Source organism: Pseudomonas sp. S36 (genome assembly GCF_016647875.1).
In the GTDB taxonomy this organism is placed as follows: Bacteria; Pseudomonadota; Gammaproteobacteria; order Pseudomonadales; family Pseudomonadaceae; genus Aquipseudomonas; species Aquipseudomonas parafulva.
The window spans coordinates 142773-154692 of the sequence record NZ_JACVVG010000001.1; the positions used below are offsets into that span (position 1 = coordinate 142773).

The 11920-nt window shown below is 64.9% G+C and carries 9 protein-coding genes; 3 read left to right on the forward strand and 6 right to left on the reverse strand.

The genetic code is table 11. From position 1 onward, the window contains the following. The first annotated feature begins 64 nt into the window (after positions 1-64). Positions 65-1378: a hypothetical protein gene (locus tag IAE36_RS00600; RefSeq protein ID WP_201209654.1), complete on the forward strand. Its 1314-nt coding sequence runs from the start codon at positions 65-67 to the stop codon at positions 1376-1378. Positions 1379-1421: 43 nt separating this feature from the next. Here the strand turns inward: IAE36_RS00600 and qhpG are convergent, their stop codons facing one another. From qhpG to IAE36_RS00625, 5 genes are all read right to left on the reverse strand, one after another. Next, positions 1422-2714, reverse strand: coding sequence for a flavin-dependent monooxygenase QhpG (qhpG, locus tag IAE36_RS00605; RefSeq protein ID WP_201209656.1), 1293 nt, complete (start codon positions 2712-2714; stop codon positions 1422-1424). After that, entirely contained in the window at positions 2707-3384 is a 678-nt protein-coding gene (gene qhpE, locus IAE36_RS00610) for a subtilisin-like serine protease QhpE (protein WP_028633887.1), read from the reverse strand. The genes qhpG and qhpE overlap by 8 nt, the downstream gene beginning before the upstream one ends. Further along, the gene (locus IAE36_RS00615; RefSeq protein ID WP_201209658.1) at positions 3374-5107 is read right to left on the reverse strand and encodes an ABC transporter ATP-binding protein; all 1734 of its coding nucleotides are present in this window, start codon (positions 5105-5107) and stop codon (positions 3374-3376) included. Before IAE36_RS00615 ends, qhpE begins: the two co-directional genes overlap by 11 nt. A 3-nt stretch (positions 5108-5110) precedes the next feature. Beyond that, positions 5111-7021 (reverse strand): sigma-54-dependent Fis family transcriptional regulator, encoded by a 1911-nt coding sequence (locus IAE36_RS00620; RefSeq protein WP_201209660.1) that lies wholly within the window; start codon positions 7019-7021, stop codon positions 5111-5113. A gap of 84 nt (positions 7022-7105) precedes the next feature. Then, the gene (locus IAE36_RS00625; RefSeq protein WP_201209662.1) at positions 7106-8500 is read right to left on the reverse strand and encodes a hypothetical protein; all 1395 of its coding nucleotides are present in this window, start codon (positions 8498-8500) and stop codon (positions 7106-7108) included. 227 nt (positions 8501-8727) lie between these two features. On the opposite strand from IAE36_RS00625, the gene IAE36_RS00630 reads away from it, so the two are divergent. Further along, complete coding sequence (locus tag IAE36_RS00630; protein WP_201209664.1) at positions 8728-9798, forward strand: enoyl-CoA hydratase/isomerase family protein; 1071 nt, start codon at positions 8728-8730, stop codon at positions 9796-9798. A 16-nt stretch (positions 9799-9814) separates the two neighbouring features. Beyond that, entirely contained in the window at positions 9815-10966 is a 1152-nt protein-coding gene (locus tag IAE36_RS00635) for an acyl-CoA dehydrogenase family protein (protein WP_060481075.1), read from the forward strand. A gap of 18 nt (positions 10967-10984) precedes the next feature. On the opposite strand, the gene IAE36_RS00640 is transcribed toward IAE36_RS00635, so the two are convergent. Further along, complete coding sequence (locus IAE36_RS00640; RefSeq protein WP_201209667.1) at positions 10985-11917, reverse strand: LysR family transcriptional regulator; 933 nt, start codon at positions 11915-11917, stop codon at positions 10985-10987. Positions 11918-11920 lie beyond the last annotated feature (3 nt).

An 11920-nucleotide genomic window follows, 5' to 3' on the forward strand; every position in this document is an offset into this window, starting at 1 on the left:
CCTGCCCCATTGCGGCAGGGCCGCTGCGGCATTTCTCAAAACAACAATGACCATGGAGTACACCATGACGCACAAACTCGCCTGCACATTGGCCCTGCTGTTCACTGCCCCTCTCACCCACGCCTATGAGCTGTATAACCAGAACGGCACCACGGTGAACGCCAACCTTGAGGCACTGTTCGGCGCCTTCCACAGCGACGAAAGCTTCAACCAGGCCGGCACCCGCCAAGCTGGCAGCAGTACGTGGCAGGAAGGTTATGCGAAGTACGGCCTCAGCGGCACCCAGGCCTTGGCCGCAAGCGGCACCCTCTACGGCGCGCTCAGCCTGGTCAGTTCCGCAACCTGGGGCGATGGCGATGCCGCCGGGCTGACCCTGGGCGACGAACGCCGCACCGCCATCGAGGACATGAACCTGGGCTGGCGGTCGGGGAACCTGTTCCCCGCCCTGGGCGAGGATGGCATCGACCTCTCCGGCGGGCGGCAGGTGGTGACGCTGGGCGACGGTTTCCTGATTCAAGGCGACCCGGTGAACCTGGGCAAAGCGGACCTGGGCGCAAACTTCAACCGTGGCGGCGCCTACTACCTGGCAGCACGCAAAGCCTTCGACCGCACAGCCGTGTTGCGCCTGGGTGGGAAGCAAGGCTGGCGTGGCGACCTGATGTGGCTCAAGTCCGATAACCATTACCAGGCCGACACCGCGCTGGCAGTGGCCAACCTGGAGCATGTCGCTGACACCGGTACCCTGGGCCTCAGCTGGATCCGCGGCCTGGATGTGGACGACCGATACGCACAACTGATGGGCCTGCAACACCGCGATGGCATGGATACCGTAAGCCTGCGCGGGCGAGGTAGCCTGGGCGTTGAAGGCCTTGAGGTCGCCGCCGAGTACGTCACGCAGGACCAGACTGGCGGGCACGAGAATGCGTGGTACCTGGAGGGCAACTGGACGTTTACTGCCTTGCCCTGGTCACCCACGGCCACCTACCGCTACAGCCGGTTCTCCGAAGGCTTCGACCCGTTGTTCTACGGCCTGAGCCGGGGCTACGGCACTTGGTTCCAGGGGGAGGTGGCAGCCAACTATGCAGGGCCGTTCAACAAGAACAGCCAGGTGCATCATGTAGCGGTCAAAGGCAAGCCGCATGACAACCTGACCGTGGGGGCGCTGTACTTCGACTTTGATACGCTCGATACCGCCCGGGGCAACCTGGGCGGGCGTGAACTGGACCTGTACGCAGAATGGATGGTCAACGACCATCTGCTCATCAGCCCGGTGGTAGGCTTCTACAAACCCGAGCGGAGCGCCGCCGACGGCGGCACGCAATTGGGCGGGCGGGATACGGGCACCTATCTGCAGTTGATCGTCGGAACCTTCTTCTAAACCGAGCCGGGGGTCTGGGCTCGTCAAAGCGGGCCCAGGCAGCTCAGGCGATGCGCTGTTCGCGCAGCCATCGCATCACCTGCAGCCGCTGGTGGTGTGCAAGCCCCGCCAGAACGGCATCCAGCCCTTCGCCCGCCTGCACCGCCCGCACGATCGGCGCCAAGGGCACCCCCTGCAGGTGCCAGATACCCAGCGGTTGGTCCGCTGTTACCACCACCTCCGCCTCCTCCACCAGCCCGTCACACAGCACTGGCCGGCGCACTACCTGCACCGCATGGTTGTCGGCTGCCAGGTGCAGTGGCTGGGTGTCGGGCCAGCCCTGGCGCCGGCCCCAGAATGGCTGCCCGCTGCGGCCCTGTTCCTGCGCGTAGAAGTCACGGCCGGTACGCGCGAAACGCATGAACAACTGTGCCACACGCTGTTGGTGAAACTGGCAGGCCAGCCCTGCCCGCCCTGGCCTGCGCAAGAGGGTGTTGATCACCATCGGCGCCTGCAATGCCGAAGACAGGGACTGGAAGATCCCATTGCCAGACAGCGGGTCCACGGCCATTGCGGCATCACCCACCCGGATACAGTCCCTGCCTACGCAATCACCTGCCAGTATAGGCGTGCTGCTGCGAGCATGGACGGGCGCCGCCAGCGATGCCTGGGTACCAAACAGCTCCGCCGCCAGCGCGCTGCGCTCACGCAACACCGCGCAGTAGCCGGCCAAGGCTGCCTTGGCTGGCAGGTTTTCGGCATCCTGGGTGACCTGCCAGTAACTGCGCCCATCCGCCAGCCGCGCCATCCATGCCCAGCCGCCGTCCAGGCTTTCTATCGCCGAAGCAGGCTCGCCAGGGGCACCCTGCCAGCTCGCCAGCAGGCTGACCGTTTCAGGGCCACGCAGGCGGTCCGCCGCCAGGGGGGCTTGTCGGCCACGGGCTTCTACCAGGAAATCGGCCTCCAGCACCCGGCCGTCATCCAGGTGAACCTGGTAGCTGACGTCGTGCTCGATCTGCCGCGCCCGGCCTTCGATAACCCTGATGCCGGCCTGCAGAAGGTCATCGCGCAGGGCATGGTCGAAACGTTGCCGGTCCAGCAGGTACTCCTGGTTCATCTGCAAGTGCTGGCCGTTCCAGTGCACCTGTCGGGTAGCCGGCGTGGCAGCCTGGCTCAACGCACCGCCCAAACCTGCATGGCGCAAACCCTCCAGCACCCGCTGCGACACACCCTCCACTGCCGAGAAACGGCGCCACTCAGACACGACCGTTACCGGGTAGCCCAGGCGACCAAGGCCAATGGCGGTGGCAGCCCCCGCAGGGCCTGCACCCAGCACGAGGATGCGGGGCTCATGCATGCCTGGCGCCTCGCCGCTCCGGCCCCTTGAAGGCCGCCTGGCTGCGCAACCAGTCCCGCACCTGCTGAGGGTGCATGCCAGGCTCATCACGCAGCAGCGCCGCAACCCTGCCGCTCAACGCAGCGCAACCCAAGCTGGCACCTGCGGCAGCACCACTGCCCACATGGCCGCCAAAATCCGCCTGACGGCTACCCAACCATGACCACTGGCCAGGGGCGCAGCGGGCATCCCCGGTCACGCGGATCACCCCGGGGTAACTGGCCGGGTAAACCGGCGCCCCGCGGGCGGGGCTCGATGCACACAACAACACGCCTGCCGCCTGGGCCTCGGCGCAGGCTTCGCGCAGCACGGGCCGGTCCTGTTGCAGGCCAAGGCTCAGGTTGATCACCGTTGCGCCCTGCTCTACCAGCCACAGCAAGGCAGCTGCCACTTGCAGGGCACTGGTGCTGGGCTGGGTGTCGAACACCTGGGCCATCAGCAGCGACACCCCCGGGGCCTCGCGCTGTACGGCCGCGAGCACAGCCGTGCCGTGCCCCAGTTGGTCAACGGCCATTTCAGCGTCACGCAAGTCGGCCCGCTCCAGCCAGAAACGGCGTGTGGCCAGCAGGCCCTGTGCCTGAGCGGGCGAGCAGCCGCTGTCGATCACACCCATACGTACCTCAGTTGTCATGCTTTGCTGCCTCCTGCAAAAGAACCTCCAATTGGCCATCACGCAACTGCACGTGCAGGTCGGCATCGGCCAATGTTGATGCCCGATGGCTGATCAAGATGCGCGTGCGGCCCGCAAACAGCTGGTCGATCGCGGTGATCACTTCGCGCTCGGTGGCTTCGTCCACCGCCGAGGTAGCCTCGTCCAGCACCAGAATAGCGGGCGCCTGCAACACTGCGCGGGCGATGGCAATGCGTTGCTTCTGGCCGCCAGACAACTGCTGGCCACGCTCGCCCAGCAGGCTGTCCAGGCCCTGCGGCAGGCTGTCAACCAGGCTACCCAGGCGTGCCAGGTGTACCACCCGCTCCAGTTCGGCGCGGGACGCCTCAGGCACGCCATAGGCCAGGTTCTGTGCCAGGGTGCCGCGAAACAGCACGATGTCCTGGCTGACCACGGCCACCCGCCTGCGCAGGGCAGCAAGGTCCAGATCGCGCAGGTCCGCGCCATCCAGCAGAATACGGCCCGCGTCCGGGTCGTAGAAACGCTGCAGCAGGTCGATGAGGGTCGATTTGCCCACCCCCGATGGGCCACTGATGGCCACCTTCATACCGGCCGGTATGCACACGTGCGCACCGTCCAGCACGGCGCCGTGACGCCCTTGGTGGGCAAAGCTCACACCCTCAAGCCGCAGCTCGCCAGGGCCATCAGGCATGGGCTGGGGGTGGCGCGGAGGAAGCACAGCCACCGCCTCCTGCTTCAACTCCATCACCCGGCCCAGGCTCACAGCCATGCGCTGCACCGCCACGTACAACCCCAGCAGGCTCTGCACGGGGCCCACCGCCATACCCATGTAGGTGGAAAAGGCGATCAGCGCACCCAGCTGCCACGTGCCCTGAATCACCCACCAGCCCCCCACCAGAAACGCGCAGGCGCGGCACCATGACGTCAGCGTGCCGGGGATCGCCTGGGTGAAGAATTCGGTGACCTGCACCTTCAGCAGCTGGCTCATGTACCCTTTGCCCAACTGGTCGAGCCGCCCGGCCTCACGGCTTTGCTGGCCGGCCGCCTGGATGAACTTCATCGCCGGCAGGGTTTCGACCAGGAACGATGACACATCGGCAGAGCGTTCACGCAGGTTGCGTACTTCACGCTCAACCTTGCGCCGCATCCAGCGTAGCCACAGCACTTCTACCGGCACCAGCAGGGCCAGCAACAGTGACAGCTGCCAGGACAGCATCAGCATCAGGGCCACCGCACCTACCAGGCCGATCACAGCCGACACCGCCGAGAACAAAGAGTCCACGGCAAAACGCTGGATCTCCGCCACATCGCCGTCCAGGCGCGACAGGATATCGCCCATGCGCCGGCGCCCGTAGAAGGTGGGCGACAACTGCTGCAAATGGCGGTAAAGGTCGTCACGCAGCGCGAACAGGATGCGCCCGGACAACCGCGTGTGCAGGTAGCGGTTGACCCCGGCCAGCACCGTACCCAACAGGCCCGTGATGATCATGATGGCGGCAATGTGCCAAAGCGTCGGGTAATCCCGCGCCAGCAGGCCCTCGTCGATCAGCGTCTTGACCAGCCAGGGTTGCATCAGGGCCAGCAGCGAGGCGCTCAGCGAGAGGCCCAGCAGCACGCCGATGGCGCGGCCATGTGGCCGCACGAAGCTGTACAACCAAGCCAGGGCCTGGCGCATCAGTACGGGGTCGCTGGACTCCACCAGCCTTGCGAACACGTTGCCCACGGCTCAGCAACGCAGGGCTTTGAGCTTGCGGTACAAAGTCGCCCGGCTGATGCCCAGTGCCTCGGCAGCGGCCGAAACGTTGCCCTGGTGGCGGGCCAGTGCGCTGCGAATCAGCTCCAGTTCGTTATCTTTCAGGCTGCCTGACGGCGGGTTGGCACTGGCCAGTTCTTCCAGCAGGCAATCAGTCAGGTGGTCGAGGGTCAACACCTGTTCACCCGGTTCGCGCATGGCCAGCGCCGTGCGCAACACCATCTCCAGCTGGCGAATGTTGCCCGGCCAGTCGTAGCCATGCAGCACTGCGTCGAGCGCGGGGTCGAGGGTGACGGGGGCAGCCTCGCACTTGCCCAGCACCTGCTGGATGATCGCGGTAAGGTCTTCGCGTTCGCGGAGGGCCGGCAGGCGCAGCGACACGCCATTGACCCGGTAGTACAGGTCTTCGCGAAAGCGCTGGTCGTGGACCAGGCGCTTGAGATCGCGGTGGGTCGCGCAGATCAACGCAACGTCGATGTCCTGCTCGTCACCGGCCCCCAGCGGTGCCACCCGCCGCTCTTGCAGCACCCGCAACAGGCGGGCCTGCAAGGCCAGGGGCATGTCGCCGATCTCGTCCAGAAACAAAGTACCCCCATGCGCCTGCATCAGCCGCCCGACCATGCCGCCGCGCCGCGAGCCGGTGAAGGCCCCCTCGCGGTAGCCGAACAGTTCCGACTCGATCAGCCCTTCAGGGATGGCCGCGCAGTTGACTGCCACGAATGCCTTGTCGGCACGTGAACTGGCGTGATGCAGGGCGCGGGCGGCGACCTCCTTGCCGGTGCCAGTCTCACCCAGCAGCAGCACCGGCAAACCATTGCCGAGGCCTTGCCGGGCCATGCGCAGGTTGCGGGCCAGGCGCGAATCAGCGCCGGCCAAGGCCTCAAGCCCGGGGGCCTGAGTGGGCTGGGCCGGTTTGCCTGGCAGCGCGTGACCCGTTACCCGCCCATGACGGGGCAGTTGCAGGGCACGCACGAAAAACTCGCCTTTGGCCGTTTGCACACTGCTCACACCGCCTTGCCAAAGGCGTGCGATAAAGGCTGGGGAGCGCTCCCCCAGCAGGTCGCTGCTGCGCCTGCCGATCACTTCCTGGCGCGACATGCGCATCAACTGGCAGGCGTTGTCGTTTACCCCGACCACCTCGCCCTCCAGGTTCAGCGCCAGCAAGCCATGCCAGGCGCTGTTGAGGTACTGCGCACGGGCGTGAAACCCAAGTACCAGATGGCCCGGGTGACACAGGCCGAACAGCCGGCTCTCGATGGTGCCAGCAGCCAGCATCAGTGCGGTCAGGTTGTCCTGCGGTTGCGCCATGACCCCTTCACGGGTGATGTCCAGCACACCGATCACCTCGCCACCGGGGTCACGCAGGGGCACAGAGGTGCAGGAGAAAGGGCTGAGGCGGTCCAGGTAGTGTTCGCCGCAGTTGATCAGCGTCGGGCGGCCCTCCACCACGGCAGTACCAATGGCATTGGTACCGCGCAAGGACTCGCTCCAGCAACTGCCCGGGTGCAGGTCGCGCAGGCCTTCACGGCTCAGCACATGGGTCTGCCCTTCGATGGCCAGCACGTTGGCCTGGGCATCGCCGAGGATGACGAGGCCACCTTTACCCTGGCGGGCAACCAGGTAGTCCAGTTCAGGCGTGACGGCGTCCAGCAGCAGGCGGTTGCGTTCGAGCAAGGCGCGCAGGTCCTGCCCCTGCTGCAGGCCCAGGCCCACCTGCTCGCCTTGCAGGCAATTGAGCCCATGGCCAAGGCTTCGGCGCCACGAGGCGTCGATCTCGTCGCGCAGCATGCCCAGCGGCAGCTCGCCTTCGCTCGCCAGTTTCAAACGGGCCTGGCGGGTTTCGTGAAGGGCGTCGTGGGCGTTTGTTATGGATTGTCGCGCCATGTGCTACTCCGGCTGTGCCCCGCCGAGCGGCGGGGAACGGGCTTGGGAATTTTTCATGCAGTGTGCGCGATAAATGGCAAACCGTCATCTGGCGGATGGGGCCAGCGGGTGATCCGGCAGTTTCTCGACTTTCAGGTTGTCCAGCACCAGCAGCGAATCGTCCTCTGTAGAGTCCACGGTCAGCGTGAACACCTCTGGGCCTTCGATGATCAGCTCCTGCCGACCGTAACGCATGGGGCCCGCGTCATCCTCTGAAAGCTCAATCTGTTCGCCTGAGATGCTCAGGCCCAACCCCGTATAGCTGTTGCTGCCCCAGGAGAAACTGACCAGGCGACGGCCCGCACCGGGCAACGAAAAGGTGATGGTGCCGTCCGCCTGCAGGTGTTTACCCGCAATCAGGCCGCCGCTGTCATGGGCCGCATCACTGACACCCTGCCTGCGAGGGCCCATTTCGAATACCACCTCGTCTACCGTGACCTTGGCGACATCACCTACGGCAAGGTGCTCGAAATCAATGTCGGGAAGCGGCGTTGGGCGCCCGACCGCCTGCCCATCAGCGTCATAGCCGAAGGTCATCACGCCACCCTTGGCCGAGGGGAACGCCAGGCTGACGACCGGTACCAACTGCTGGTACGCCTGGTAGTAACGGATCTGGTCGAACTGCGCCTTGACCAGTGCCTGGGGTTCGCCGCTGACAAAAAAGAACGCCTGTATCGGAAGCTCACCCCCACTGCCTGCGCTCCATACCGGGAGCAAGACCTCGTTGTTGACATGCCACAACGCATCCGCCAGCCCGGCGCGTGCTTGTATGGCAGTTTGGAAAGCCTTGGCGGGTGGCTGCGAAGGCTCGCGCATGTCCCACCCGCACACTCGGTAGTTACCGGCATTGGGGTAACGTTCAAGCCATTGCTGTGCCGTCGACACGCCCAGGGTCTGGCAGCTGGCCGTGGTGGTTTCGTAACCGGTAATAGGGCCGCACCCTTGCAAGCTGGTGCGCTGGTTGGTGTTGGCGTTGATCGGGAAGCTGCACAGCACCTCCAGCTTGTTGTTCTTGCCGGGCGGCACAGCCTGCACGGGTGGCAGGATCAGGCCGTTCTGGTTGCCAAAGGGTTTGCCGAAGTTGTTGTCCTGGCGTAGCCAAGAGAACGCCACGCTGCCCTTCGTCAACTGGCTTTGGGTGGGTTCCCACGGCAAAAACTGGGTACTGGTGGTCGTGGTCCGCACATGGATGCCGCTGCACAGGTAGGCAGGCTTGCTGGGCCCACCACAGTCATCGGCAACCGCGTCGTACCACGTTTTGAGTTGATCGACTGACTCACGCCCACGCTGGTTCAGGAAGCCGGTCAGGGGCGACACCGGCGCCCCTGTGTCTTCGGCTTGGGCCCCGGCCTGTGGTGCGGCCGAAGCCCCCGTGGCAGAGACCAGCGCTGTAAGGCTCATGCCGAACAGTGTCTTGGCAAGTCGTGGATTTTTGCGCATCGCATCAGGCCCCCGTGTGAAGTTGGGATAGAAACCCCGGTGCGATGATGTTTGCCCGAGTCGTCACGACCGGGCTACTGGCAGAACTGCCAGGCGAGCCGCAAAAATGCACGTTAGGCCTGCACAATTGTCGATTGTGCAGGGCAAATTCGCATGACAGGATTCTGTGATCCTCCAGCGAACTCCAGTTTTCACATGGAAATCAATAACAAAGCAGGGAGAACGCAATGCTTCCAGACACTCACGCTTCGGCTTCCGAGCCTGTGCTGGCCGAAGTACGCAACCGGGTCGGCCATCTCACACTGAATCGCCCCGCTGGCCTCAACGCCCTGACCCTGGACATGGTGCGCAGCCTGCGCCGGCAACTGGACCTGTGGGCAGACGACCCCGAAGTGGTCGCGGTGGTGCTTAATGGCGAAGGCCCGAAAGGCTTTTGTGCGGGCGGGGACATCCGTTCGCTGTACGACAGCTACAAGGCAGGTGACACCCTGCACGAAGCGTTTTTCGTCGAAGAATATGCGTTGGACCTGGTCATCCACCGTTACCGCAAACCGACCCTGGTATTGATGGACGGTTTCACCCTGGGCGGTGGTATGGGCCTGGCCCAAGGCTGCGACCTGCGTGTGGTCACGGAGCGCAGCCGCCTGGGTATGCCGGAAGTGGGTATTGGCTACTTCCCCGATGTGGGCGGCAGCTACTTCCTTTCGCGCCTCCCTGGCGAACTGGGCACCTACCTGGGCGTAAGCGGCAACCAGATCCAGGCCGCAGACGCCCTCTATTGCGGCCTGGCAAACTGGTACGTCCACAGCGACGCGCTAACCGCACTGCAACAAGGTCTGGACACGCTGCGCTTTGGCGACCACCCGCTCAAAGACCTGCAGAGCCTGCTGGCGAGCCTTGGCACTCAGGCAGTGGACGGTGCGCCTCTGGCGCAACTGCGGCCAGTGATCGACCACTTCTTTGCCCTGCCGGACCTGCAGGCCATCGTCGAGCAGCTGCGCACGGTCAGCATCGGCGACAGCCATGCGTGGGCGCTGGCCACGGCGGATGTGCTGCAGAGCCGCTCCCCACTGGCGATGGCGGTAACCCTGGAGATGCTGCGCCGGGCCCGCCACTGCTCGCTGGAAGACTGCTTCGCCATGGAGCTGCACCTGGACCGCCAGTGGTTCCAGCATGGCGACATCATCGAAGGGGTCCGCGCCTTGATCATCGACAAGGACAAGCAGCCCCGCTGGAACCCGCCGACCCTGCAGGAGCTGCAGCGCCAGCGTGTCGACCAATTCTTCGAAGGCCTGTGAGCCTGGGAGCACGCACATGCAAGATGTGGAACTGAGCGAAGAACAAGTCATGATCCGCGACATGGCCCGGGATTTCGCCCGGGGCGAGCTCGCCCCCCATGCCCAGGCGTGGGAAAAGGCCGGCTGGATCGATGACGGTGTGGTGCGCAACATGGGTGAGCTGGGCCTGTTGGGCATGGTGGTACCTGAAACCTTTGGCGGCAGTTACACCGACTACGTGGCCTACGCGCTGGCGGTGGAGGAAATATCCGCAGGGTGCGGCGCCACGGGCGCGATGATGAGCATCCACAACTCGGTGGGTTGCGGGCCGCTGCTGGCCTACGGCACCGATGAGCAGCAACAGCACTGGTTGCCGCGCCTGGCCAGTGGCGAAGTCATCGGCTGCTTCTGCCTGACCGAGCCACAGGCTGGGTCTGAAGCGCATAACCTGCGCACCCGGGCAGAGCTGGTAGACGGCCAGTGGGTGATCAACGGTGCCAAGCAGTTTGTCAGCAATGCGCGGCGCGCGGGCCTGGCCATCGTGTTCGCAGTCACTGACCCGGAGCTTGGCAAGAAGGGCCTGTCGGCATTTCTGGTACCAACGGACAACCCAGGGTTCAAGGTAGACCGCAGTGAGCACAAGATGGGCATCCGTGCATCAGATACCTGCGCGGTCACCTTCGAGCAATGCCGCATTCCTGCAGCCAACCTGCTGGGCGAGCGTGGCAAGGGGTTGGCGATCGCGCTGTCGAACCTGGAGGGCGGGCGCATCGGCATCGCCGCCCAGGCACTGGGTATCGCTCGCGCGGCGTTCGAGGCGGCCCTGGCCTACTCCCGTGAGCGCGTGCAGTTTGGCAAACCGATCAACGAACACCAGAGCATTGCCAACCTGCTGGCCGACATGCAGGTGCAGATCAACGCCGCACGGTTGCTTATCCTGCACGCCGCCCGCCTGCGCAGCGCGGGCAAGCCCTGCTTGTCGGAAGCCTCGCAGGCCAAGCTGTTCGCCTCGGAAATGGCCGAGCGGGTGTGTTCGAAGGCTATCCAGGTGCACGGTGGCTATGGGTACCTTGAGGATTACCCGGTGGAGCGCCATTACCGCGATGCGCGCATTACGCAGATCTATGAAGGGTCAAGCGAGATTCAGCGCATGCTGATTGCGCGGGAATTGAAGCATTACCCCCTTTGAAGCGCGCTTACCGCCGGGTTATTGCCAGTACCTTGCATCCTCCACCACGCGGGCGTGCCCCTCGAACAACGCGGGCAGTTGCTCTTTCAGGTAATCGATCCAGGTGCGTACCTTGGCATCCAGGTAATGGCGCGATGGGTAGATAGCGTACAACGCATTTTCGCGCAACCTGTAGGGCGCCAGTACCCGGCGCAGGCGCCCCTGCTCGATGGCCTGGCTGGCGGTGTAGAACGGCAGCAGGCCAATGCCCATGCCTAGCTCGGCAGCGACCAGCATGGCGTCCGCGACGTTCGTCTGGAAGCTGTCTTGCGGGGCGATGACGCACTGCTCCTCGCCTTGGGTAAACACCCAGTCGCCTTCGTACAACGGGTACGCCATGCGCAGGCAGCGATGCCCATGCAGGTCCTCAGGCCGGTTAGGCACGCCGTGGGCCTGCAGGTAACCCGGCGCCGCGCAGGCGATGCTGAAGATGGTGCCCAGCGGTACGGCGATCAACTGCGAGTCGGGCAAGGCCTGGTCCACCGTGATGACCACGTCGTGGCCTTCGGCGAGCGGGTCCGGGTTGCGCTGGGACAAGGTCAGTTCAACCACCACCTCCGGGCACAGCGCGTTGTAGCCGGCCACCAGGGGCATCAGCAGCAAGCCCAGCCCATGGGGGCAATGCAGGCGCAAACGCCCGCGCGGCATCAGGTGCGCCCCGCGCGCTTCGCCCATGGCTTCTTCGGTCAGTTGTAGGATCTGCCGGGCGCGCTCCAGAAACCGTTCACCTGCCTCACTCATGCGCAAGCGCCGGGTGGTGCGGTGCAACAGCCGTGTCTGCAACTGGTTCTCAAGCTCGGCGACGATCCGCGAAACCTGGGCAGCGGAGATGTCCAGCGCGGTGGCCGCCGCCGCGAAACTGCCGCACTCCACCACCCGGGTGAAGGTACGCATGGCCTGCAGCATGTCCATGGG

Bases quoted from the DNA above. Each gene is read 5' to 3' on its own strand.
- qhpE (WP_028633887.1), bottom strand. From the start codon at position 3,384: ATGACAACTGAGGTACGTATGGGTGTGATCGACAGCGGCTGCTCGCCC.
- IAE36_RS00620 (WP_201209660.1), bottom strand. From the start codon at position 7,021: ATGGCGCGACAATCCATAACAAACGCCCACGACGCCCTTCACGAAACC.
- IAE36_RS00600 (WP_201209654.1), top strand. From the start codon at position 65: ATGACGCACAAACTCGCCTGCACATTGGCCCTGCTGTTCACTGCCCCT.
- IAE36_RS00625 (WP_201209662.1), bottom strand. From the start codon at position 8,500: ATGCGCAAAAATCCACGACTTGCCAAGACACTGTTCGGCATGAGCCTT.
- IAE36_RS00630 (WP_201209664.1), top strand. From the start codon at position 8,728: ATGCTTCCAGACACTCACGCTTCGGCTTCCGAGCCTGTGCTGGCCGAA.
- IAE36_RS00640 (WP_201209667.1), bottom strand. From the start codon at position 11,917: ATGGACATGCTGCAGGCCATGCGTACCTTCACCCGGGTGGTGGAGTGC.
- IAE36_RS00635 (WP_060481075.1), top strand. From the start codon at position 9,815: ATGCAAGATGTGGAACTGAGCGAAGAACAAGTCATGATCCGCGACATG.
- qhpG (WP_201209656.1), bottom strand. From the start codon at position 2,714: ATGCATGAGCCCCGCATCCTCGTGCTGGGTGCAGGCCCTGCGGGGGCT.